Consider the following 23,686-nt stretch of genomic DNA (forward strand, 5'->3'; position numbering starts at 1 on the left):
AAGAATCAATATGTAATTAATTCTGTGGGGGTACTTATTGCTCAATATCTTGATATTTCCTGCTATTGGCTTTCATCCCCAATTTAAAAGATATTCACTCCTCAAAATTTTTTGGATTTTGAAGATTGCATTTCCAGGTTTTCTGCATATTTCTGATAAAACCAGAGAATTAGTGTATAGGATTTAGGCAAAAGAGGAAGGCACGTTTTATGACGACTCAAACACTAGGACTCGAACAAAACCTCTATGACTATTTACTATCAATCTCTCTACGAGAACCGGAAATCTTGACCCAACTGAGACAAGAAACAGCCCAGTATCCTATTGGGAGGATGCAGATTGCTCCCGAACAGGGGCAGTTTTTGGCGTTACTGGTGCAGTTGCTGGGAGCTAAGAAAACTTTGGAAATTGGGGTATTTACAGGTTATAGTTCCCTGGTGGTGGCATTGGCGTTACCGAGCGATGGTAAGGTGGTAGCGTGTGATGTGAGTGAGGAATTTACAACGATCGCTCGGCGCTATTGGCAGAAAGCTGGAGTTGTGGATAAAATTCAGCTTCATATTGCCCCAGCTTTGGAGACTTTAGATCGACTACTGGCAACAAAAGAGGCGGAAACTTTTGATTTTGCCTTCATCGATGCAGATAAGAGCAACTATGATGGCTATTATGAGCGATCGCTGCAATTAGTGCGATCGGGGGGACTGATTGCGATCGATAATGTTCTCTGGTCAGGGAAGGTTGCCGACCCCGAAGTGCAAGATAATAGAACTAAAAAGATTCGTGCCTTTAATCAAAAGCTGCATCAAGACCAGCGAGTTAATCTGAGTTTAATTGCGATCGCAGATGGTTTGACTCTGGCACTGAAAAAGTGAGGGGCATTACAAGATGAGCAACCGAATCTAGGGAAATTCGTAATAAATCTTGTTAATCTTCAATCGCTCATGTATATTAATGAGCGCGCGATCGCCGATATTGTGGGTTGGGTTGAGTACCGACATGAAACAATAAAATTACACCTAATTTATTTTCCCAATAACACAAAGAAAGTTTCCTTATCAATACCAATATCCTGAATCATGCCCATTAGAGTCCCTTGCTTTAGGTTTTATCCCGCATGAATAGGAACAACAACCCTTTGTCTATGACTATCCTTGTAAATAGCATGACTCCCCTTTTGACGGTCAAGATAAAAACCTAAATTTTCGATGACTTTGATAAATTCTTTAGCTTTGACACAGGGAAAATTACTCATGCCAAGATACTTAATGACTTAACAATTAAATCTTCTCTAGGAATTGACTGATTATCAGCTCTTAAACTTTCAATATATAATTCAATAGCTTCTGTAATATTCTCGATGGCTTCTTCAAAAGAATCTCATTGAGAATGACAACCTTTTAGGATAGGACAAAAAGCGTGATAACCTCCATCTGATTCTTTTTCCAGAAGAACCGTGTAATTGTAAATTTGTTTATTGTTGTTGTCCATATGTTTTCAACTTATTTGCGATCTACCTATTTTTAACTTAGACTGATTTCATAATAAAGGCTTTTATGCTAGTTCAACCTGACCTAAAAGCGATCGCTCATCTATGATGATTGATCAGTATGCGTCACCGATAGCGTTCGCGCAGCGTCTCGTTGAGAAGCGGTAGCGAGTCTTCTCCCTTGGCGCTAGCCTCTCCCTTTGGGAGAAGGGGAGACGCCAAGGGCGAACGAGCGTCATAGCCCGTCGTAGACATCGCCAACAGAAATGCAAGCCTGACCAAAGCTGCCGAAGATGTGAGTTAAAATACTGATATCTTCATAACTACTCACGCAGACAGCCCCCGAAAAAGCGATCGCTATGCTTCAGTATCCCCATCTCGAACAAGCGCTAAAATATCACTTCGGTTACGACCAATTCCGCCCCGGACAACGGCAAATTATCGAAGAGGCGCTGCAAAATCGAGATTTAATGGTTGTGATGCCGACTGGTGGGGGGAAATCTCTGTGTTTTCAGCTACCAGCATTGTTAAAAAATGGATTAACGGTGGTGGTGTCGCCGTTAATTGCTTTGATGCAAGACCAAGTAGAAGCATTGCGAAATAATAATATTAATGCGACATTTCTTAATAGCAGTTTGAATGCTTACCAGGTGCGATCGCGGGAAGAAGCCATCCTCAACGGTAAAGTAAAATTACTATACGTCGCCCCGGAACGTCTGCTGAGTGAAAGGTTTCTACCGTTTCTCGATTTAGTTAAAGAAAAAATCGGTATTTCTAGCTTTGCTATTGATGAAGCGCACTGCGTTTCGGAATGGGGACACGATTTTCGTCCAGAATATCGCCAGTTAAAATCTCTGAGAAAACGCTATCCTGATGTTCCTACCGTCGCCCTCACCGCCACAGCAACCGATCGCGTCCGTAGTGATATCATTCAACAATTAGGGCTGAAGCAACCTAGCATCCATCTTGCCAGTTTTAACCGTGAAAATCTTTATTACGATGTTCGTCCTAAAACTAAATATGCTTACGCCCAATTGTTAGAACTAATTCGAGAAACTGAAGGTTCGACAATTATTTATTGTTTAACTCGTAAAAAAGTTGATGAACTCACTTTTAAACTACAAAACGATAAAGTTGTTGTTCTGCCTTATCACGCCGGATTAACTGATGAGGAACGTAGTAGTAATCAAACGCGATTTATTCGAGATGATGTCCGAGTTATGGTGGCAACAGTCGCCTTTGGGATGGGAATTAATAAACCGGATGTGCGGTTGGTAGTTCACTTTGATATGCCCAGAAATATAGAAAGTTATTATCAAGAATCGGGCAGGGCAGGTAGAGATGGAGAACTATCTCGGTGTACAATATTTTTCAGCTTTGGTGATGTTAAAACAATTGAATGGAGTATTGATCAAAAAACTGACCCTCAAGAACAGTTGATTGCCAAACAACAACTGCGGCAGATGATTGATTATGCTGAAGGCACTGATTGTCGCCGAACGATTCAACTGGGTTATTTTGGAGAAAGGTTTGCTGGGAATTGCGGTAACTGTGACAATTGTCGTCATCCCAAACCCATGCAAGATTGGACAATTGAAGCCATGAAGTTTTTATCTTGTGTGGCGCGTTGCAAAGAAAGGTTTGGGATGCTACACATAATTGATGTGTTGCGGGGGGCAAAAAAAGATAAAATTATCCAGTACGAACACGAGAAACTTTCTACCTATGGTATTGGTAAAGATAGAACTTTAGATGAATGGCGAATGTTGGGACGATCGCTTTTACATCAAGGGTTAATAGAACAAACTAGCGATGGTTACTCAGTTTTAAAACTAAATGCCTTAAGTTGGCAAGTAATGCGAAAACAACGCCCAGTTTCCCTAGCTGTAACCACAGTAGAAAAGATTACCTGGGAACAGGGAAGTGAAAAAGCAGAAGTTGCAGAAGTATTATTACAGAAGTTGCGATCGCTACGCAAACAATTAGCTGATGAGCAATCTGTACCACCTTACGTCATCTTCCACGATTCCACTTTAAAAGTGATGGTACAGGTACAACCCCAAACCTTAGCTGAATTTGCCAAACTTTCTGGTGTAGGTAGTCACAAACTCGCTCAATATGGCGAAAGGTTTATTACAGAAATTCGCGCCTACCGCCAAGAAAAAGGTTTGCAAAATAAATCTGTTACTTCCGCTTCTGTATCTTCGCCCAACTCATCTTCTTACACCGAATTACAGACATTACAATTATATCAACAAGGTTTAAATATCGCTCAAATTGCCCAAAAACGCAACCTTAGTCCGGCAACAGTTACAAATCATCTAGAAAAACTAATTGAGAAAAATCAGTCAGTTGATTTAAATCAATTAGTACCTTTAGAACATCAACAAAAAATTTGGCAAGTTTTAGAAGTGCTTGGTGATATCTCTTTAACGCCAATTCGAGAACAACTAGGCGAAAGCTACACTTTTGAGGAGATTCGTTTAGTAAGGGGTAAGTGGCGGCGCGAAAATCGCAAGTGATACGTTAAATTTTAGCTCAGTATGTAGATAGGGATTAGTCTTGCTCATTTACAGAATTGTTACTGAGACTTTTAGTAAAAATTATAGGATTAAGTGAAACTGGTAGAATGCGCCCAAATAACTAATGATGCTGAGATAACTTAACCAGACTGTCGCCAATGTGTCGGTGCTTCGATATAATCAGGTAGCCTCGTGTTGCGATCGCCAAGTGCCTCTCTAATCTGCTGCAACTCTAAGTTTTTAGCTCCTGTCAAAATTGTCCCTTCCAGTTTGACATCACTGAGATTAGTTTCTGAAAAGTTAGCTCCCATCAGGTTTGCCTGAGTCAGATTAGCTTGATAAAAGGTTGCCCGATATAGGTTTGCTCCGATGAGGTTAGCTTGATAAAGGTCAGCTTCCGTTAAGCTGGCTTCTGAGAGGTTGGCAAAATAGACTTCTGTTTGGTGGAGTTTGGCTGCATTCAAGTTAGCCCCAGAAAGGTTGGCACCATTTAGATTAGCCCCACAGAGGTTGGCACCAATCAAACCCGTCATGTGCAGATTGGCTTTACCCAATTTTGCTCCTTGCAAGTTAGCTAAAAACAGCTTTGCCCCAGAGAGGTTGGCGACTTTTAAAGTCGCTTGTTGCAAGTTAGCTTTATAGAGGTTTGCTCCTTGCAAATTAGCTACACGCAGACTTGCTCCAGAGAGGTTGGCTGAACGCATATTTGCTCCACAAAGATTGGCGCGGTTGAGATTAGCCCAACAGAGGTTAGTTCCACATAGACTAGCTTTTAGTAATTTGGTTTCATAGAGAATAGACTTAACGAGTTTAGCGCCGTTAAGGTTGGCCTCACTCAAGTCAGCTTCACGCAAGTCAGCCCCACTCAGGTCAGCCCCACGTAGGTCTGCTTCTTGGAGGTTAGCTTTAAACAGGTCTGCCCCTCTAATGTCGGTATTACGTAAATCAAGTTTCTGCTCTTTTGGGTCTTCGAGTAAATTACGTCTGCCGATGACAGTTAGGGCTGCTTGAATATCGGTGCGGATTTTTGGCAATTCTTCATGGAGGTTTTGCTCCAATTGCTCTGTAGGACGCGACCCACCTCTACGTCTACTTGAATATTCCGCCTTTTGTTGCTCTGCTTTTCCGTGCTGGATAGGTGCATTCTCTCGCACAAAGGCAGTGAGAATTTGCATGATTGTCCAGTGTTCTTGGGGAAAATCCTGAGCAACTCTTTCTAATGCATAAATTGCGCCTGTCCGAGTTTCAACCTTTTCATGACCAAGCTGGGCAATTGCCCCCATAAACCGCTCTGCAATCAATCTGTCTTGATTGACTTTTGCATTTTGAATGCCAATTTCCAGGTTTTTCTCAGCTGCGATCGCATTTTTATGCATCGCTTGGGCACGCTTTGCTGCATAATAAGTATTAAACATTGCTGCCGATGCCAGAAAAACTATTGCAGTAGTTGTTAATGCTTGGTTTCTATACTGAATTTTTTCCTGGATTGATAATTCCTTAATACTAGACAAGGCGAAGAAAATTACAGTTAATGAGAAGCCAAATAAAACTGTTATAGTTATCAACCAATTCAACAGAGGGTCTGTCTTTTTAGAAGACATGGTAAAAATTTTCCTTACAACCTAGAATTATTACTTAGATATTTGGGAAAAATAGTATAGCATTTAACAGAAAATTATAATAGATGGCGAGGCACTCATTGAACTAGGGAATGACATCGAATATACTTATACGCTCTGACAGAAATAAACCACCCATTGCAAAACAATGAAAGCCTTACACTCTATACCTGTTTGAATTTTTAATTTTGAATTCCGCCTTGCGGTAGCAGTGTTTTAGGAATAAGAATTAAATAATATACAATTTATGTCCCTGGCTTACCTCACCCTCAATCCCTCTCCGATGTATTGGAGAGGGATCGTGAGACAGTATGAAGTTTTGCATTTTAATTAATCCACGTTCCTAACAAAATAGCCGGTAAGCGTAAAGCTCAGTGGCTTCAGAGAAAGAGATACAAGCGACTCGTGCGGTTTTAACCGCATTCAATCTTTCTTAACTATGAGTTTTTTACACCAACTATGGTAGTATAAGATAGGAGGTGGAAGCGATGCTTGTATTCGAGTTCAAAGCCTACGGAAAGTCAGCGCAATTAGTTGCAATAGATGATGCAATCCGTACTGCAAAGTTTATTCGTAATAGTTGTATTCGGCTATGGATGGATGTTTTAGGTACTGGTAAAAATGATTTGCAGAAATACTGCGCGGTACTTGCCGCTAATTTTCCCTTTGCTGATGAACTCAACTCGATGGCTCGTCAAGCCTCGGCAGAACGAGCATGGTCATCTATCTCTAGATTTTACGACAACTGCAAGAAAGGTATTCCAGGCTTAAAGGGGTATCCACAATTTGTGAAAGATTGTCGTTCTGTTGAGTACAAAACATCGGGGTGGAAGCTTGCTGATGATCGTAAATCTATAAACTTCAGTGATAAAAAAGGTATTGGACGATTAAAGCTCAAAGGTACTCGTGATTTGCATTTCTACCAAATTAACCAAATCAAACGGGTTAGATTGGTAAAACGTGCAGATGGTGTGTATGCCCAATTCTGCATTGATGTAACCCGTTCAGAAGACATAGAACCAACTGGTAACACAATCGGTTTAGATGTTGGGTTGAAAGAATACTACACCGACTCAAACGGGGAAATGATTGAGAATCCTAAATTTATTCGGATTGGAGAAAAGGTTCTCAAGCGTTCAGGGCGTCGTGTTTCTAGAAGGGTGAAAGGTTCAAAAAATAGGGGTAAGGCTAAACAGGTTTTAGGTAAACGCCACCTCAAAATAAGTAGGCAACGTAAAGACCATGCTGTGAAATTAGCACGGTGCGTAGTTCAGTCTAACGACTTGATAGCCTACGAAGACTTGAGGATTAAAAATATGGTGAAAAATCATTGTTTAGCTAAGTCTATTAATGACGCATCTTGGTATCAGTTCCGTGCTTGGATTGAGTACTTTGGGAAAGTATTCAAACGGGTCACGGTTGCGGTTAATCCGCAATACACAAGCCAGGAATGCTCTAGCTGCGGTGAAATTGGAAAGATTACTCTGTCAACTAGAACGCACATTTGTAAATGTGGTTGCGTCATGGATAGAGATGAAAACGCAGCTAGAAATATCCTTAGTCGGGGATTGAGTACCGTAGGGCATACGGGAACTTTTGCGCTAGACGCAAGCAACGCTTGGGGAGATGGAACCACTACTCTAGTTGGTGCAAGCCTGCTTGAGCAAGTTATGTCGAAGAAACAAGAATCTCAGTGTCTTTAGACCTGAGAGTGTCAATCAGAGAATTTGGCTTCCCTGAGATTTGCCCCATCGAGTCTGGCATCATTGAGAATTGACCCATGCAACCTAGCTAGATATAAACTTGCACGATGCAGGTTAGCTCCAGAGAGGTTAGCTCCTTCTAGGTTGGCTGCACTGAGAATTGTCCCTTCTAGGTTGGCTAGATATAAATTAGCTCCTTCTAGGTTAGCTGCACTGAGAATAGCCCCAGCTAGATTAGCTTCTCTGAGGTTAGCCCCAGCAAGATTAGCTTGATAGAGATTTGTCTGTTCTAGGTTCGCCCTATTTAGGTTTGCCCCCCTCATGTCCGTGTGACTCAAATCAAGTTGCTCATTTTCTGGGTCTTTCTTTACATCTCTTCTAGCGATAACGGTAAGGGCTGCTTGAATATCTGCACGAACTTTTGGTCTGAGGTTGCTCGTTAATTCCTCTTGGGGCATGTAAAGAGTATTTTCTCGGACAAAAGTAGTAAGAATGTTCATGATTATCCAGTGGTAATGTGGATGATTTTGAGTAATTTGCTCTAAATCATTAATTACAGCTAGACTGGTTTCTATTGTCTTATTCCCTAATTGTTCAATTGCTATTCTTAAACGTTGTCTTGGCGACTGATGCTGAGTTTGATTAACTTTTTCCTGGAAAGCATATATCCTAAGACATATTTTTGATAATTGACTGTTATTTGTCGGTGAAATATTTTTCATGGCATCAAAAGCATCAATAAAAATTCAAAATTCAAAATTCAAAAACTTCGGGGATAGTCTTCTCCTACGGTCGCCGCTACGCGAACATCAAAAATATCACAACTCAAATAGAATTGCTATTAAGTACTTCAATGCAGCAAAAGTTACAGCCGAAAGTTAAAGACTTAGTGCTGATTGGTGGCGGTCACAGCCATGCGATTGTCCTGAGAATGTTTGGGATAAAGCCTTTAGCTGGAGTTCGTTTGACGTTGATTACCGCAGCTAAAAAGACAGTCTACTCTGGAATGTTACCAGGACACATTGCCGGATTTTACAGCGACGATGAATGTCATATTGACTTGCGACCTTTAGCGAATTTTGCTCAGGCACAGTTATATATTGACAGAGTAGTTGCCCTAGACTTGGAAAACACCAAAATTCTTTGTGCTAACGGACTTGCGGTAGATTTTGATGTGCTGTCTATTGATATTGGCAGCACTCCGGCCACAGTGTCTGTATCAGGTGCGGCAGAATATGCGATCGCAAGCAAAGGCATCTTCACTTTACCACCTCACAAACTCTTGTGGCGTTATAAAGATTGGATTGACCGCCGCTTCATGGAACGCTCTCGCTTTGAAGAAACGAGAGAGTAGGGAAGGAGAAATAATATCATGTGCGGATAATTAGTTAGGATTCATACTCACCCATATCCCGCCCTGAACTTCAGTTCAGGGCTGATAGCTGAAGTCCACTCAAGTGGACTGAATTGATAATTTAGGAACGTGGATTAAATAAAATACAAAACTTCATCCTATCTCACGATCCCTCTCCAATATATCGGAGAGGGATTGAGGGTGAGGTAAGCCAGGGACATAAATTGTATGTTATGCCAATTCTTATTCCTTGTTCAAAGCTGTTCAATTAGCTGAATAATTTGTTGGTAATACTGGATATTTCCTTCTTGGTAATACAAGTCTGCGGATTTTTGGAAATCCGCAATTGCTGCTTGAGAATCTCCCAGATTTTGGTAGACATCTGCCCGAAGGATGTAAGCTGAAGCCCAATTAGGCTGACGCTGTAAGGCTTGGTTTAAGTCTTTTAGCGCTCCTTCTAAATCTTTTAATAATGAACGGCTACGACCCCGATTGTACCAGTCTTCAGCAAAACTGGGGTCGATCGCGATCGCTCGACTGTAATCTTCTATTGCCCCTTGATAATCTTCTAGGGCATAGCGAGCATTGGCGCGATCGCTGTAAAATGCAGCAGATTGGGGATTTATTTGCAAAGCTTGGGTGTAATCTGCGATCGCACTTTCATATTCTTCTAAAGCATAGCGGGTAGAACCTCGGTTATAATATGCTTCAATTAAATTGGGATTAATTTCTAATGCTTGGTTATAATCTGCGATCGCTCCTTCTTCATCCCCTAAAAGACGACGAGCATTTCCGCGATTGCAGTACGCTTGCGAAAAATCAGGAACAAGTTCTATTGCTTGGGTGTTATCATCAATTGCTCCCTGTAAATCTTGCAGAGCTTCGCGGGCAATACCCCGACCATAATAAGCTGCGGCTAAGTTATCATTAATTTGTAATGCGCGATCGTAATCTTTTATTGCTGCTTTATGATCTCCTAAAGAACGACGAGCCGCCGCCCGATCGCAATATCCTTCAGCTAAATTAGGATTGAGTTGTAATAGGCGATTGCTATCTTCAATTGCACCTTGATAATCTCCCAGTCGCCGCCGAGCATTCGCCCGAAAACCGTATACTAAAGCTAAAGTCGGATTTTCTTGTAACGCCTGATCATAATCTGCGATCGCACCCTCATAATCTTCAAGAGTACTACGAACAAGACCCCGCTCACAATAAGCTTGCACATCATCAGGATTTAACTTTAGCGCTTGGTTAAAATCCTCAATTGCTTGGTGATATTCTTTGAGATGAGCAAAAACCAGACCCCGATTGTAATATGCTCCGGCAAACCTGGGGTTTATTTCTAGGGCGCGGTTGTAAGAAGCGATCGCACTTTGATAATCTGCTAAAGCGTAGTGGGCATTACCTCGATTATGATGAGCCTCCGCTAAGTTGGGATCTAATTGTAATGCTTGGTTATGGTCAGCGATCGCTTCGTGATAATTTCCTAAGATATGATGAATATTACCACGATTGCTATAAGCTGCGGCAAAATGGGGATGCCATTGTAGAGCTTGTTGTAAATCTGCGATCGCTCCTTGATGATCACTGTTCTCAAAACGAGCCACACCCCGATTATGATAAGCATTGGCGATATCAATATTGATATTATCAGCTAATTGGGTACTCATTTCTATTGTTTGGATATAATCTGCGATCGCTTTGTCGTATTTTTCTAAGGCGAAATAAGCATTACCCCGGCTATGGTAGGATTGGGCTAAATTGGGATCTATTTGTAATGCTTGGTTATGATCCGCGATCGCTCCTTCATAATCGGCTAAAAGGTAACGTGCATTACCTCGGTGACAGTAAGCTGTGGCAAAATTGGGATTGATTTCGATAGCGCGATTAAAATCTGCGATCGCATTACGATAATCTTTGAGTTGACCACTGAGAATAATTCCTCGATTATGGTAAGCTTCAGCATAGTTAGGATTGAGCTTGATTGCTTGGGTGTAAGCTGCGATCCCCTCTGGGGTAGCCGCAGGCATCGCTCCTTGATAATCCCCTTGTAAACTGTGGTTTAATCCTTGATTTAAGAATTCTTCAGCATTCATATAATTTTTTTTGGATTTCGACATTCCCTAGCTTAAAGGCAATCGTATTTTTAACGATATGTTTTGACAATCGTTCCAGCTTATTGTGCCTCTTGTTAAGATTTTAATTCCTGATTTTCTGTGAGCTTTCAGAAAATCTTTTTCCTCATTCCCAGTCTGAGACTGGGAATGCATTCGTCGAGGCTCTGCCTCAATGTCTGACTATTTATTCTTCTGCGGTGGATATCTTACTCGCCCTTTTTTATCAGTATTGCTATAGTAGCGGATAACACATCTATTAAGTGCGATCGTATCTATTATCAATATGGTTCAAGAGTCTCAAAATCGCTTAAAACACTTTGCTGCTTTAAAGTCCAAGTACCAAGCAACTCAATATCAAGATTCATTACCCGTGAGTCTGCTGTATCTCATACTACGAAAACTTGACTTAGGAATTGAACTCATCGACTTAGAATCCAATTGGTTGGGAGAGTCTAAGCTTGAGGAGACTTTAGAAGTTATCAAGCAAGAACAGCAATATAGAGTGCAAGAATTCGGAAATCTAGAATTTGAATTCTCCAAATTAAAGTCTAAGTATAAAGCTACAAAGCATGATGTTTCTTGGGAATCTAGTCGTCTGTATTTCATACTTTTGAAACTTGAATCAGGAAATTCTCTCAGTGATTCAGAAGTGAAATGGCTGAGATCAAACGGTTTATATGAGACGAATCAAATTGCTCAAGAGGTAAAACGATTTACTCAACTTAAATACAAGTACAAAGCTACTCAATATCAAGACTCATATCCTGAGAGTAAACTGTATCAAATACTGAAAAAATTAGAGGTTACAGAAAGTTTAAGTAATTCTGAATATAATTGGCTGATCAATAACGAACTATTTGAAACAGCAGAAATTTTTCAACAACAAGAGTCAGTAAAAGAAACTCACTTTGCTCAGTTAAGAGAGAAATACCAAGCTAATAAACACAAACACCTGGATTTATCATTGTCGAGTCCACTATATCCAATACTGCAAAATATTGACGCAAAAGATAATTTGAGTGAGTCAGAAATTAACTGGCTAGAACAGCAAGGAATTAGCGAAACAATTGCCATTGCTCAAGAATTGGAACAAACACGAGAATTTGCTGCATTGAAAGCTAAGTATAAAGCAACTGAGTATCAGGATTCATCCCCTAAAAGTCACTTTTATAAAATTCTCAAAAGTATTGAGTTGTCCAATCAGTTAGGCGAACAGGATATTAACTTTCTCAAAAAACGCAAGCTGACTGAGATTATAGAAATTGCAAATGAAAAATACGCCTCTACCCTAAAATCTAAGATCGATTTACGAGAACTACTTAATGAGTCAGAAATTGATTGGCTACAAAATAATAGACGTGAAGATATCATTATTCTCGCTCAACAAAAGCACTTCGCTATTCTCAAGAGAAAATATAGATTGATATATCTTTCACTTGCACTAGAGCCATTTTACGCGATCATGGTCAAATTAGAGAAAAAACAACGGCTAGATCCTAAGTTGGTTTTGCAGCTTATGGAAGAGGAACTATTATCTCCTGGCGGGGAAATTGCTCTTGCGTATTACAGGCTAGAAGCAGAGTTTTATGAGCAGGAATTTCACCGCACTGGAAATAAATGGGATATTCCCACCGCTAGTAGTTATTGGCGCAAAGCACATGAACCTGAACAGGCATTAAAACTTACTAACTTAGACTTAAACCAAATCAGAGAAAGCAAGCTAAAGTCAGCAATTTCAGTTACTAGAGGTGCAGCATTCAGAGATATGGATAACTTAGCTGATGCAGAGATTTGTGCGAAAAAAGCTATGGAGTATCACCCTGATAGTCATCAACCTTATACCTTAATGGGTGCTATATGTTATGACAAAAGTGACTATGAAAAAGGAGATTATTGGTATGAACAAGCAATTAGACGCGGTGCTAAACCTGAAGATATAGATGATGAGAGAAAACGAGTAGTAAGGAGTACAAAAGATGAGAATAAACGACATGAAGCAGCAGAATATTTACTAAAAAAAGATTCAAAACGCTACTCTTGGGCTAAGTCTTATCTCAAAAAATCGCAAGATAATGGTAAATAAACTGGCTTGCATCACCAAACTACCAACATGACCAGATTTATTCATGACCAATTTGCCAAAGACTACCTCGAACAATTACTCACTCCTTACGGCGAAGTCCAAGCAGCTAGACGAGTTGCAGGAGAAGTTAGACAAATTGACGTTTATTTCATTCCCAAACCACAACCAAGAGACATACCAGAAACCCTCGGATTATTAGGTCAAATTGTCACTACCTCTTCTCTACTTGAACCCTTTCGTAACGCCGCCTCAGCTACAGAAATTTGCGATTGTCTATTAAAATTATTAGAGGTACGTGGCGATTTACAACGACAAGCAAATCGAAATAAAACTCGCATTCTAGAATCTGATTTACCAAAATTATGGATTCTTACCCCCACAGCATCAGCGCAACTCTTATCAGGATTTGGTGCTAATCCAAAAGACGACTACTTGCCTGGTATACACTTCATGGCAGAATATTTACGCACTGCAATAGTAGCAATTCATCAGTTGCCATCTATCTCAGAAACCTTATGGCTGAGAATCATCGGTAGAGGGAACGTTCAAAAGCAAGCAATTGACGAATTAGAAGCACTTACTCCTGATAATCCTTTCCGAAAAGCAGCGTTAGAATTGCTGTACAACTTGCAACAAAACTTACAAGTCACTCAAAATCAAGACGAGGAAGATAGGGAATTACTTATGCGATTAGCACCACTTTACCAACAAGACCGAGAACAAGCGATACAACAAGGAGAACGCTTGGTGGTGGAAAACTTGCTCAAAGTTCGCTTTGGTGAAATAGATAATGAGCTTCAAGCAATTATTGAACCTTTATTAGCGTTATCACCAGAAGAGTTTACGCCTTTACTATTGCAGTTATCCCGTGAAGAATTAATTAATCGGTTTTGCTAGTGTCATATCACATATCCTTTAATGATTAGGATAAAGCTGAAAGGAGAAGGGAACAGAGTTTAACTTTTTCCCTTTTTGTTTTATCCATTTTCTCCCTGACGTTACAATGTAAAATCGAAGACATTAATACAGTATTATAAAAATCAGCTTCTAAATTTTTTAATCAATGAAAACTTTATTTTATAGGTTTGCATCACATGGATTTTCTGACAATTCTAGGATTAGCTGCTGCTACACTAACCACCACCGCCTTCTTACCACAGATGTTTAAAACGTGGCAAACAAAATCAGCAAAAGATGTTTCTTTAGTAACGCTGATTACATTCATAACTGGTGTTTTTTTGTGGTTAATTTATGGAATATATTTACAATCCTTACCGATTATTCTTGCGAACGCCGTGACATTTATTTTTAACTTGATTATTCTATGGCTTAAAATTAGATATAGATAACTTGCTTCTAAGAAACACCTGTGACATCATCTGTATTTACCTCTGAACGCCTCCTTTTCACGCCCGCCACGCCAGACATCAACGCTATCCCCCTCATTTTTGCCTTTCCCAATGAATATAGCGTAGGTATCACTAGCCTTGGCTATCAGGTAGTTTGGGCAACCTTGGCAATGCGTGATGATGTGCAGGTGAGTCGCCTGTTTACCGATACTCACGAACAACTCCCCAGAAACCCAGAAATTGTGGGATTTTCGATTTCCTGGGAACTGGATTATGTGAATATTTTAAATTTGCTGGAATCTTTAGAAATTCCCATTCTGGCAACTTATCGTGATGATTCTCATCCAATAATTTTTGGTGGTGGACCAGTTCTCACAGCTAACCCCGAACCTTTTGCAGCTTTTTTTGATGTAATTTTATTGGGAGATGGGGAAAACCTGCTGGGTAATTTCATTGAAGCTTACAAAGAAGTAAGAAATGCTTCTAGACAAACTCAACTAAAAAGACTTGCACAAGTCCCAGGAATTTATATTCCCAGTTTATATGAAGTCGAATATCATGCAAAAGATGGTGCAGTAAAGTCAATTAAACCAATTTCTCCCGAAATTCCCGCAGTGGTGCAGAAGCAAACTTATCGAGGAAATACTCTATCAGCCTCGACTGTAGTCACCGAAAAAGCCGCATGGGAAAATATTTACATGGTGGAAGTGGTGAGAAGTTGTCCAGAAATGTGCCGCTTTTGTTTGGCGAGTTATCTCACACTGCCTTTTAGAACAGCCAGTCTTGAAGATTCCTTAATTCCAGCGATCGCAAAAGGGTTAGAAGTTACAAATCGGTTAGGATTATTGGGGGCTTCTGTAACTCAGCACCCAGAGTTTGAGACTTTGCTAGATTATATTAGTCAGCCAAAGTACGATGATGTCCGTCTCAGTATTGCCTCAGTGCGAACCAATACCGTAACAGTCAAGTTAGCAGAAACTTTGACGAAACGAGACACGCGATCGCTTACCATTGCAGTAGAAAGTGGTTCTGAAAAAATCCGGCAAATCATTAACAAAAAGCTGCATAACGACGAAATCATCCAAGCTGCAATAAATGCCAAAGCTGGCGGATTAAAAAGCTTGAAACTCTACGGAATGGCAGGAATTCCCGGTGAGGAACCAGAGGATTTAGAGCAAACCGTGGCGATGATGCGTAATATCAAAAAAGCTGCGCCGGGATTGCGCTTAACATTCGGATGCAGCACCTTTGTACCCAAAGCACACACACCATTTCAATGGTTTGGGGTGAATCGGCAAGCCGAAAAGCGGTTGCAGTTTTTGCAAAAACAGCTAAAACCGCAGGGGATAGAATTTCGCCCAGAAAGCTATAATTGGTCAATTATACAAGCTTTGTTATCGAGAGGCGATCGCAGACTCTCCCAACTCCTTCAACTTACTCGTGACTTTGGCGACTCCTTGGGTAGCTACAAACGTGCTTTCAAACAACTCAAAGGACAAATCCCCGATTTAGATTTCTACGTCCACGCCGAATGGTCAACAGAACAAGTATTACCCTGGAGCCACTTGCAAGGGCCTCTGCCACAGTCTACACTACTAAAGCATTTAGCTGATGCTAAAAGTTATATCAATCCATCCCCCAAGGAACTACAGCCATTACTGGGAGGGACTCGATAATAGGGGAGTGGCGACACAGCAGTAGGTGAGGATAAGGGAGAAATAAATAACCAATGCCCAATGACGCCAGTTGCAACAAGAGTGGCTCGCCGCCCAACGCACTGGCTCCCCAATGCCCCATGCCCCATCCCCAATACCATTGAATTCATAGCTGAAAACTTGATGCAAAACACAGCTGAGTATTACTGCGCCTATTGCGGCGAACCGAACTTAACTTTTATTGATTTAAGTGCTGGAGGACAGCAATCTTATGTTGAAGATTGTCAAGTTTGCTGTAACCCAAATATTTTGTATGTGCGGGTTGATGAAGATACTCTAGATATCGAGATTGATACCGAATCCGAAAGTTGAATTTTAGGTTTTTCTTTCCATGCTGCAATTTAAACATTCCTCAGTAATTAATGCCCCACCAGAAGTAGTTTGGAAATTTCACGAAAGGTCAGATATTTTGCAACTACTGAATCCACCTTGGCAGCCAGTGCAAGTGGTTCGTCGTGAAGGGGGGCTGAACGTGGGCGCTATCACAGAATTTCGTCTGTTTCTCGGCCCATTACCCCTAACTTGGTTAGCGCGTCATACTGAATGTGAAAAATATCGCCTGTTTACCGACGAACAGATATCTGGCCCTTTTGAATCTTGGGTACATCGACATGAAATTGAACCGGAAAATGGCAAAACTAAGCTGACTGATGCTATTTCCTTCTCTATCCCTGGTGGAGGAACAGTTGAATTTGTCAGTGGTTGGTTAGTGCAAGTGCAACTAGAAGCGATGTTTCGCTATCGTCACTATGTCACTAAACGGGAGTGCGAGTCATGGTAAGGGACTTCCAATTAAAAAAATAATCAATCGCTGTGTAGGCAGGGGAGCAGGGAGCAGGGGGAAAAGAAAAATATCATCTGAATAAATTGGGTAATTTATTCTCTGGAAGTCCCTAAGCTATAGCGTTTCCCAACCTAGTAAGGTACACCCGTAGGGGCACGGCACTGCCGTGCCCCTAGACCTTGCGATATAATGTTGTACCTCATCTAAATGGGAACCGCTATAATAATCCTTCCTTTTTCCAAGATGATTCACTTTTAGTAAGCGGCTCCACCCCTTTAACTTATCTAGCAAAAATTGGGCAATAACACTCATAAAACCTTCTAACTTTCGTTAGATTTTTTTTGATATCTGAAGTACTATTTCGCTAATTTGAAAGTAATTCCTGGGAATCTTGAAAATCTCATACTTTAGACTTGTTTACACTTTAGTACTAGAGACGGATAGATAGCTCTAATTTATTGGTTAAACATGATCAGAAACATAATTTAGTTCTTCAGTAAAATCAACAATGGGACTTTACCCAAATGATACAACAGAAAACGCATATAATGGCAAAGCTCGTAATGCTTTAGAGTTGGGGTTTACTCCTGGGTCCAAACTTTGGAACGGTTCTTTAGCTATAGTTGGTTTTGTCGCTTACCTAATTTGGCATCTTAACCGCTACAGCGTCATGCGGGAATTACTCCACTTCATACCATATCCTACTCTTCCCGCTAATTTGTTACCATCCTTTTCGCCAGCTTCGGCTGTTTAGAAAGGACTATATGGAAAACACTAGTTCCCATAATTACTCTTTTTCACAGTGTCATCACGTATATTGTCCAACGTCTCTACCAAAAATATTTGTTGGTATCGGCTTGTATGTGTAATAATAGTTAAAGTATCTTAATATTTATAAACATTTTAAAGTATTGGCACTGTCCAATGCAAAACACTGACCACTAAAGCAGTTTTCTGGCTCGTGGTTAGCACTTTTTGTGGTGACTATATTTTAGGAATTTTCACCTGAATACTAGGCGAGTAAAAGCGTGATTCAATTAGAACAACCACCCAGTCATCAACCAAAACTGACCCCAGTAGTGAAAAGTAAATCTCAGTTTAAGGGACTTTTCATTGCTATTGTCATTGTTAGCGCATGGGTTATTAGCCTGAGTTTATTACTTTCCCTTGACATATCCAAGTTAAAATTTTGGATGTTATTGCCTGTTATACTGTGGCAAACATTTTTATATACGGGATTATTTATTACATCTCATGATGCCATGCATGGGGTAGTGTTTCCCCAGAACAGCAAGATTAATCATCTTGTTGGGACATTAACCCTATCTTTTTATGGTCTTTTACCCTATAAAAAATTATTGAAAAAACATTGGATGCATCACCATAATCCAGCAAGTCAAATAGACCCAGATTTCCATAATGGTAAACACAAAAATTTCTTTGCTTGGTATTTTCATTTTATGAAAGCTTACTGGAGTTGGGGACAAATAATTGCTCTAACCATTATTTATAACTTTGCTAAATACATACTCCATATACCCACTGATAACTTAAATTACTTTTGGGTGATTCCCTCGCTTTTAAGTTCATTCCAATTATTTTATTTTGGTACTTTCCTACCTCATAGCGAACCCATAGGAGGTTATATTCAGCCTCATTGTTCCCAAACAAGTCCCCGTCCAATTTGGTGGTCATTTATCACTTGCTATCATTTCGGTTACCATGAAGAACATCACGAATATCCTCATATTAGTTGGTGGCAGTTACCAGAAATTTACAAAGCAAAATAGTTTTTGTTGATCTAATATAGCGGTTCATAGGTGCATGAAGTATATGGGATCAAAACCTCACCCCCAGCCCCTCTCCTTACTAAGGAGAGGGGAGATTAAGCTGTACCTCATTCTTATTAGGAAAGGCTATATCATGAAAACAATCGTCATACTGTAATATACAGCGTATTGCAGGTAAATGAAGTACACGGGTAGGGGCACAACATATTGTGCCTCTACGATGATCTGTACCTCACCAAGTTGCAATCTGCTGTATATAGTTTAAGCAAGGCATTCTTTTAGATTATCCTGCTGATGCCAATTAATAATTCTCGTCTTGTCACCTATAGCCCTGCTTATACAATCGTTCCGACTTACGAGTGCTTTAATCGTTGTAGTTATTGCAACTTTCGCAGTGAACCGGGTAAAAGTCCCTGGATGAGTCTTTCAGATGCAAACAGTATTTTAAAACGACTTCAAAGCGAAAAAATCTGTGAAATCCTCATACTCAGTGGTGAAGTGCATCCCCATTCAACAAGGCGTCAGGCGTGGTTTGGGCGGATTTATGATTTGTGTGAATTAGCGCTTTCAATGGGGTTTTTACCGCACACAAATGCGGGTCCTCTGAGTTTTGAGGAAATGCAAAAGCTCAAGGGTGTAAATGTTTCGATGGGGCTGATGTTGGAACAGTTAACGCCAACATTGTTAAATACTGTACATCGGCACGCACCGAGTAAATTACCAGAAGTCCGTTTACAACAATTGCAATGGGCGGGAGAGTTAAAAATTCCCTTTACAACTGGGTTGCTTTTGGGAATTGGGGAAACTGTAGATGATTGGTGGGAAACATTAACAGCTATATCTCAACTGCATCAACGTTATGGACACATTCAAGAAGTCATCTTGCAACCTCATAGTCCAGGACATCAACAAACTTTTGATGCACCACCTTTTGACCCCCATCAGTTACCCGAAGTCATTTTCAGGGCGCGTCAGATTTTACCGCCAGATATTACGATTCAAATTCCGCCAAATTTAGTTAAAGATGACCGATGGTTAATCGCTTGTATCGAAGCTGGTGCGCGAGACTTAGGCGGAATTGGGCCAAAAGATGAAGTGAATCCCGATTATCCTCATGTTCAGGAACAGGCATTAAGAGAAATTTTACAGCCTGCGGGGTGGGAATTAGTAGCCCGTTTGCCAGTTTATCCGCAATTTGATAGCTGGTTGTCGGGGGAATTGCAAACAGCCGTGAGACAGTGGCGAAAGACTCTAACCCCAGTTTATCTTTTGTAAGAACGGAAGTAGAAATTTTCCCATTTTAATATAGCGGTTCTCGCTTGGGTGCAGTACAGTTTTGACCTCTCTCCAAAAAGGAGAGAGGCTTTGAATCTTACTCCCCAACGCTACAAGGGTTGGGGCTGGGGGTTAGGTCTGTATTCCATCCAATTCAATACTGTTCGGTTAAGGCAAGAGACGCGATAAATCGCCGTCTTTACAATAATCAGTCCTTTGTCCTGACTGCGATTTATCGCGTCTTTGGGATCTATTATTTTCATCAATAACCTTAACCGAATCGTCTTGCCATGCAATTGAGAAGCCCTATAGTAGTTTTTTTGCTAACGAGTCTTTGAACTACGTTCATCCACCTCTGAACTTCGTTAACGAGTCTTTTAGCTCCGTTTATCTACCTCAATACTCTATAATCTCAATTATTATAAGTATCATTGCTATATTTTTTACCTATGCGTAATAATGATGACTTACTCTCAAACCTCTACAACGCCTTTAACCCTTTTGAACTCTTACCCGCAGGTGATCCAAAATATGTAGATTGTCAGGATGTGCGGGGAGATACTGAAATTTAAACCTGATTACCATCAAGCTTGGTACAATCGGGGCTATGCGCTAGATAAATTAGGACGCTTTGAAGAAGCGATCGCATCCTACGACCAAGCACTGAATTTTAAACCAGATTTACACCAAGCTTGGTACAATAAAGCTTGCTACTATGCACTTCAGGGTAATATTGAGCAAACGCTGGAAAACCTGCAAAAAGCAATTAATATAAGTCCTGATGAATGGCGTGAATGGGCAAAAACCAACTCAGATTTTGATGGTATCCGTGAAGATGAGCGTTTTCAAGCATTAATTCAATAACCGCTATAAACACTAAACTAATGTAGGAATTAATGTAGCGATCGGCTTCCCACTTTCACTGAAAATATTAACTGAAATTAAAAGCGATCGTTCTGATAAAAATCATGTCACAACTTAAAATTGACTATCCAGAAACTTTACCAGATGCCTTACAGCAAACGCGAGAACAGTTTGAGCAAGAAGCAAAAATGGCGATGGCAGTTAAACTATTTGAAATGAAACGTATTTCTTCTGGTTTAGCTGCACAATTAGCAGGTATAGATAGGGTAACTTTTTTACTTAATTTACACCGTTATGGTGTAGCGATGATTGATTTAACAGAAGAGGAACTTATATCTGATTTAGCAAATGCTTGAAAGTAATATAATTGTTATCAACACAGCACCCATTATTTCTATAATAGCGGCAATAGGAGATTTAAGAATTCTTCAATCTTTGTATACTCAGGTTTTGGTTCCTTTTGAAGTTTGTCAAGAAATACTTGCTGGAGGTGCAAGCAGATTTGCGGTTAGTGAATTTGAGGATGCCGATTGGTTACAAAAATCGCAAATACCCTTAACTAATATTTCTCCATTCTTACTTAATTCTTTAGATTTAGGAGAAGCTTCTGTTATCCAACTTGCGCTCAATGAAAATATCCAGACTGTTTGCATTGATGAAGCAGCTGGTAGACGAGTTGCCAGGTTAAGCGGTCTTTCTGTTACAGGTACTATCGGTATTTTGTTGCGTGGACACCGAGAAGGATACCCTATTGATATTAAACAAGCAATTGACAGAATGATTGCTCGTGGAATTAGGCTAAGTGAAACTATTATCAATTTTGCACTTCAACAAACTAGTGAAATAGATCCTTAAGTTTTGTCTTGAGGCGGTGCGTGTTATTACCATTGCTGGATAGATGCAGACAAACAGCACCAAAATAGCGTCAAATAAATACCTCCCGTGAACTAATTCATAATGCATCCCTCAAAGGAGAGAGATAGGAGCCTAAACCCTATTGTAAAATAGACATATAAGGATTCGGGGGGCCATTTAACTGGTCATAAACGCCTATAGAGACTATTTTTGGAAATCTCCAAGGTCTGAAATCCAGCCAGCTGAAGCAACTACAGCGGCTGTATCACCAGCGCATACCAGGCGATCGCATCACCACGCCTGACTTTTCCCAGCGTCTGGCAGCAATTAGCACAGAAGTCAATCAGCCTGTGTGCGCCTACATCAACCGTCGCGGACAAGTGATTCGCGTCGGGGTAGGCACACCGCGTCAAACGCAAATTCCACCCCTGGAATTACCTCGTTACGGTGCAGAACGACTCAGTGGTATTCGTTGTATTGCCACCCATCTGAAGCCAGAACCGCCAAATGAGGCGGCGCTCACGGCTATGGCACTGCAACGCTTAGATGCCCTAGTTGTCCTAAACATTACCGGAACGGGATTTACACGGCGGGGAGGCGGTGCGACTGGGTATGTCAAAGAAGCTTATCTAGCTCATCTGACACCCCAAGAGTCTCGCACCCTGATTACTAGTCCTGCTGCTCTCAAGGTAGAGCAAAGCCAAATCCAATCCCCAAGTTGGAATATATCGCCACCTCTGAGCTTGGATGATCTGGCAGAGCAAGATTTAGTAGACTTGGTAGAAAATCTGGAAGCGGAATTCCAGCGCGAATTTATCGCCCAGGAAGTAGATGCTGACCACGATCGCGTGCTGATTGTCGGGGTGATGACCAGTGAGATAACTCCCCTACAATTCCAAGACACCCTAGTGGAATTGGCACGTTTAGTTGATACTGCTGGGGGAGACGTATTACAGACAATACAACAAAAGCGATCGCGCGTTCATCCCCAAACCGTAGTTGGCGAAGGTAAGGTGCAAGAAATTGCCCTAACGGCCCAAACACTAGGAGTTAATCTTGTCGTCTTTAACCGCGATCTTTCACCCTCCCAAGTCCGCAACTTAGAAATGCAAATTGGTATTCGGGTGGTTGATCGCACCGAAGTGATTTTGGATATCTTTGCCCAACGCGCTCAGTCCCGTGCTGGTAAGTTGCAAGTAGAATTAGCACAGCTAGAATATATGCAACCGCGACTGGCTGGTAGAGGTCGCACGATGTCCCGATTGGGTGGTGGTATTGGGACTCGTGGTCCTGGTGAAACCAAACTGGAAACAGAAAGACGTGCCATTGGGCAACGCATTTCCCGACTACAAAAAGAAGTGAACCAGTTGCAGGCACATCGTTCGCGGTTACGGCAGCGACGGCAGCATCGAGAAGTTCCCTCAGTGGCTTTGGTTGGATATACTAACGCCGGCAAGTCCACTTTGCTGAATGCTCTCACGAATGCAGAAGTTTATACAGCCGACCAGTTATTTGCCACCCTCGATCCTACTACCCGCCGCCTAGTGATTCCTTATGGCGAAACAAATGAACATCAGGAAATTCTTATTACAGATACGGTAGGGTTTATACACGAACTCCCTGCATCCTTAATGGATGCCTTCCGCGCCACCTTGGAGGAAGTCACAGAAGCCGATGCCCTACTACATTTAGTAGATTTGTCTCACCCTGCTTGGTTGCGTCATATTCGCTCAGTCAGAGAAATCTTGGCGCAAATGCCAATAACTCCTGGGCCGGCGCTGGTTATTTTTAACAAGATTGATCAAGCCGATAGTGAGACACTAGCTTTAGCTAGGGAAGAATTTCCCTTAGCGGTGTTTATTTCTGCGAGTCAGCGCTTGGGATTAGAAACCCTACGTCAGCGTCTTGCCCAGCTGATTGAATACGCCGTTGACTATGGTTAAAACTTGAGTAGCAAATTCCGCGTCAGCATCTTATTATTAGTGTCCTAAATTTTTAACTTTGGGGAAGGCTAAATCGCCTTCCCCTCTTCATTTCATCTTCATAAAATCTCGGCTCCCCAACCTTCGCTGGTTTTGTTTTTTGGTTTTAACCCAAGCATATTGATTTAAAACCCACACTTCGCACTTCAATTAGTAGTATAAATAAAATACATTTAATCAAAATCCAA

Annotated in this window: 20 protein-coding genes and 3 pseudogenes; 18 read left to right on the forward strand and 5 right to left on the reverse strand. The window is 41.0% G+C overall.

The window, feature by feature from the left end; all coding sequences use genetic code 11:
• Positions 1-209 precede the first annotated feature (209 nt).
• Positions 210-872, forward strand: coding sequence for a class I SAM-dependent methyltransferase (locus V7K31_RS15380; protein ID WP_335095156.1), 663 nt, complete (start codon positions 210-212; stop codon positions 870-872).
• A gap of 233 nt (positions 873-1,105) precedes the next feature.
• Here V7K31_RS15380 and V7K31_RS15385 read toward each other — a convergent pair whose 3' ends face one another.
• A complete protein-coding gene (locus V7K31_RS15385; protein WP_335095157.1) occupies positions 1,106-1,252 on the reverse strand; it encodes a type II toxin-antitoxin system HicA family toxin in 147 nt (48 codons plus the stop codon).
• Positions 1,249-1,488, reverse strand: a pseudogene (locus V7K31_RS15390) (type II toxin-antitoxin system HicB family antitoxin). The gene V7K31_RS15385 and the pseudogene V7K31_RS15390 overlap by 4 nt, the downstream one beginning before the upstream one ends.
• Before the next feature lie 357 nt (positions 1,489-1,845).
• Between V7K31_RS15390 and recQ the strand changes: the two are divergent.
• Positions 1,846-4,008: a DNA helicase RecQ gene (gene recQ, locus V7K31_RS15395; RefSeq protein ID WP_335095158.1), complete on the forward strand. Its 2,163-nt coding sequence runs from the start codon at positions 1,846-1,848 to the stop codon at positions 4,006-4,008.
• 140 nt (positions 4,009-4,148) lie between these two features.
• On the opposite strand, the gene V7K31_RS15400 is transcribed toward recQ, so the two are convergent.
• Positions 4,149-5,609 carry a pentapeptide repeat-containing protein gene (locus tag V7K31_RS15400; RefSeq protein ID WP_335095159.1) on the reverse strand — a complete coding sequence of 487 codons (1,461 nt, stop codon included), beginning with the start codon at positions 5,607-5,609 and terminating at the stop codon, positions 4,149-4,151.
• Positions 5,610-6,115: 506 nt separating this feature from the next.
• On the opposite strand from V7K31_RS15400, the gene V7K31_RS15405 reads away from it, so the two are divergent.
• Positions 6,116-7,330 (forward strand): RNA-guided endonuclease InsQ/TnpB family protein, encoded by a 1,215-nt coding sequence (locus V7K31_RS15405; RefSeq protein WP_335095160.1) that lies wholly within the window; start codon positions 6,116-6,118, stop codon positions 7,328-7,330.
• Between the two features lie 11 nt (positions 7,331-7,341).
• Here the strand turns inward: V7K31_RS15405 and V7K31_RS15410 are convergent, their stop codons facing one another.
• Positions 7,342-8,052 carry a pentapeptide repeat-containing protein gene (locus V7K31_RS15410; RefSeq protein ID WP_335095161.1) on the reverse strand — a complete coding sequence of 237 codons (711 nt, stop codon included), beginning with the start codon at positions 8,050-8,052 and terminating at the stop codon, positions 7,342-7,344.
• A gap of 131 nt (positions 8,053-8,183) precedes the next feature.
• Between V7K31_RS15410 and V7K31_RS15415 the strand changes: the two are divergent.
• A pseudogene (locus tag V7K31_RS15415) lies at positions 8,184-8,606 on the forward strand (FAD-dependent oxidoreductase); the annotation flags it as partial.
• 332 nt (positions 8,607-8,938) lie between these two features.
• Here the strand turns inward: V7K31_RS15415 and V7K31_RS15420 are convergent.
• Positions 8,939-10,780, reverse strand: coding sequence for a tetratricopeptide repeat protein (locus V7K31_RS15420; RefSeq protein ID WP_335095163.1), 1,842 nt, complete (start codon positions 10,778-10,780; stop codon positions 8,939-8,941).
• Positions 10,781-11,084: 304 nt separating this feature from the next.
• Between V7K31_RS15420 and V7K31_RS15425 the strand changes: the two genes are divergently transcribed.
• From V7K31_RS15425 to hflX, 14 genes and pseudogenes are all read left to right on the forward strand, one after another.
• Complete coding sequence (locus V7K31_RS15425) at positions 11,085-12,884, forward strand: hypothetical protein (RefSeq protein ID WP_335095164.1); 1,800 nt, start codon at positions 11,085-11,087, stop codon at positions 12,882-12,884.
• 27 nt (positions 12,885-12,911) lie between these two features.
• Positions 12,912-13,781 carry a hypothetical protein gene (locus V7K31_RS15430; RefSeq protein ID WP_335095165.1) on the forward strand — a complete coding sequence of 290 codons (870 nt, stop codon included), beginning with the start codon at positions 12,912-12,914 and terminating at the stop codon, positions 13,779-13,781.
• A gap of 197 nt (positions 13,782-13,978) precedes the next feature.
• Entirely contained in the window at positions 13,979-14,233 is a 255-nt protein-coding gene (locus V7K31_RS15435) for a SemiSWEET transporter (protein WP_335095166.1), read from the forward strand.
• Positions 14,234-14,253: 20 nt separating this feature from the next.
• Positions 14,254-15,909, forward strand: a complete 1,656-nt coding sequence (locus V7K31_RS15440; protein WP_335095167.1) for a B12-binding domain-containing radical SAM protein — start codon at positions 14,254-14,256, stop codon at positions 15,907-15,909.
• Between the two features lie 162 nt (positions 15,910-16,071).
• Entirely contained in the window at positions 16,072-16,260 is a 189-nt protein-coding gene (locus V7K31_RS15445) for a CPXCG motif-containing cysteine-rich protein (protein ID WP_012411100.1), read from the forward strand.
• Between the two features lie 19 nt (positions 16,261-16,279).
• On the forward strand, positions 16,280-16,729 hold the full coding sequence (locus tag V7K31_RS15450) for an SRPBCC family protein (protein WP_335095168.1): 450 nt from the start codon (positions 16,280-16,282) through the stop codon (positions 16,727-16,729).
• Positions 16,730-17,240: 511 nt separating this feature from the next.
• On the forward strand, positions 17,241-17,486 hold the full coding sequence (locus V7K31_RS15455) for a high light inducible protein (RefSeq protein WP_335095169.1): 246 nt from the start codon (positions 17,241-17,243) through the stop codon (positions 17,484-17,486).
• 274 nt (positions 17,487-17,760) lie between these two features.
• Positions 17,761-18,522, forward strand: coding sequence for a beta-carotene ketolase CrtW (crtW, locus tag V7K31_RS15460; protein WP_335095170.1), 762 nt, complete (start codon positions 17,761-17,763; stop codon positions 18,520-18,522).
• A 294-nt stretch (positions 18,523-18,816) separates the two neighbouring features.
• A complete protein-coding gene (cofG, locus tag V7K31_RS15465; protein ID WP_335095171.1) occupies positions 18,817-19,797 on the forward strand; it encodes a 7,8-didemethyl-8-hydroxy-5-deazariboflavin synthase subunit CofG in 981 nt (326 codons plus the stop codon).
• Between the two features lie 449 nt (positions 19,798-20,246).
• Positions 20,247-20,366, forward strand: a pseudogene (locus V7K31_RS15470) (ATP-binding protein); the annotation flags it as partial.
• Positions 20,344-20,661 (forward strand): TPR end-of-group domain-containing protein, encoded by a 318-nt coding sequence (locus V7K31_RS15475; protein WP_335095172.1) that lies wholly within the window; start codon positions 20,344-20,346, stop codon positions 20,659-20,661. The pseudogene V7K31_RS15470 and the gene V7K31_RS15475, both read left to right, overlap by 23 nt.
• Before the next feature lie 101 nt (positions 20,662-20,762).
• Positions 20,763-21,017: a UPF0175 family protein gene (locus V7K31_RS15480; protein ID WP_229452616.1), complete on the forward strand. Its 255-nt coding sequence runs from the start codon at positions 20,763-20,765 to the stop codon at positions 21,015-21,017.
• Positions 21,010-21,516, forward strand: coding sequence for a DUF3368 domain-containing protein (locus V7K31_RS15485; protein ID WP_335095173.1), 507 nt, complete (start codon positions 21,010-21,012; stop codon positions 21,514-21,516). The genes V7K31_RS15480 and V7K31_RS15485 overlap by 8 nt, the downstream gene beginning before the upstream one ends.
• A gap of 197 nt (positions 21,517-21,713) precedes the next feature.
• Positions 21,714-23,459 (forward strand): GTPase HflX, encoded by a 1,746-nt coding sequence (hflX, locus tag V7K31_RS15490; RefSeq protein ID WP_335095204.1) that lies wholly within the window; start codon positions 21,714-21,716, stop codon positions 23,457-23,459.
• Positions 23,460-23,686: the final 227 nt, after the last annotated feature.

The organism is Nostoc sp. (genome assembly GCF_036917675.1).
Taxonomy (GTDB): domain Bacteria; phylum Cyanobacteriota; class Cyanobacteriia; order Cyanobacteriales; family Nostocaceae; genus Nostoc.

Coding starts and splice junctions, on each gene's coding strand:
- V7K31_RS15380 (WP_335095156.1), top strand. CDS start 210: ATGACGACTCAAACACTAGGACTCGAACAAAACCTCTATGACTATTTA.
- V7K31_RS15385 (WP_335095157.1), bottom strand. CDS start 1,252: ATGAGTAATTTTCCCTGTGTCAAAGCTAAAGAATTTATCAAAGTCATC.
- recQ (WP_335095158.1), top strand. CDS start 1,846: ATGCTTCAGTATCCCCATCTCGAACAAGCGCTAAAATATCACTTCGGT.
- V7K31_RS15400 (WP_335095159.1), bottom strand. CDS start 5,609: ATGTCTTCTAAAAAGACAGACCCTCTGTTGAATTGGTTGATAACTATA.
- V7K31_RS15405 (WP_335095160.1), top strand. CDS start 6,116: ATGCTTGTATTCGAGTTCAAAGCCTACGGAAAGTCAGCGCAATTAGTT.
- V7K31_RS15410 (WP_335095161.1), bottom strand. CDS start 8,052: ATGAAAAATATTTCACCGACAAATAACAGTCAATTATCAAAAATATGT.
- V7K31_RS15420 (WP_335095163.1), bottom strand. CDS start 10,780: ATGAATGCTGAAGAATTCTTAAATCAAGGATTAAACCACAGTTTACAA.
- V7K31_RS15425 (WP_335095164.1), top strand. CDS start 11,085: ATGGTTCAAGAGTCTCAAAATCGCTTAAAACACTTTGCTGCTTTAAAG.
- V7K31_RS15430 (WP_335095165.1), top strand. CDS start 12,912: ATGACCAGATTTATTCATGACCAATTTGCCAAAGACTACCTCGAACAA.
- V7K31_RS15435 (WP_335095166.1), top strand. CDS start 13,979: ATGGATTTTCTGACAATTCTAGGATTAGCTGCTGCTACACTAACCACC.
- V7K31_RS15445 (WP_012411100.1), top strand. CDS start 16,072: ATGCAAAACACAGCTGAGTATTACTGCGCCTATTGCGGCGAACCGAAC.
- V7K31_RS15450 (WP_335095168.1), top strand. CDS start 16,280: ATGCTGCAATTTAAACATTCCTCAGTAATTAATGCCCCACCAGAAGTA.
- V7K31_RS15455 (WP_335095169.1), top strand. CDS start 17,241: ATGGGACTTTACCCAAATGATACAACAGAAAACGCATATAATGGCAAA.
- cofG (WP_335095171.1), top strand. CDS start 18,817: ATGCCAATTAATAATTCTCGTCTTGTCACCTATAGCCCTGCTTATACA.
- V7K31_RS15475 (WP_335095172.1), top strand. CDS start 20,344: ATGTGCGGGGAGATACTGAAATTTAAACCTGATTACCATCAAGCTTGG.
- V7K31_RS15485 (WP_335095173.1), top strand. CDS start 21,010: ATGCTTGAAAGTAATATAATTGTTATCAACACAGCACCCATTATTTCT.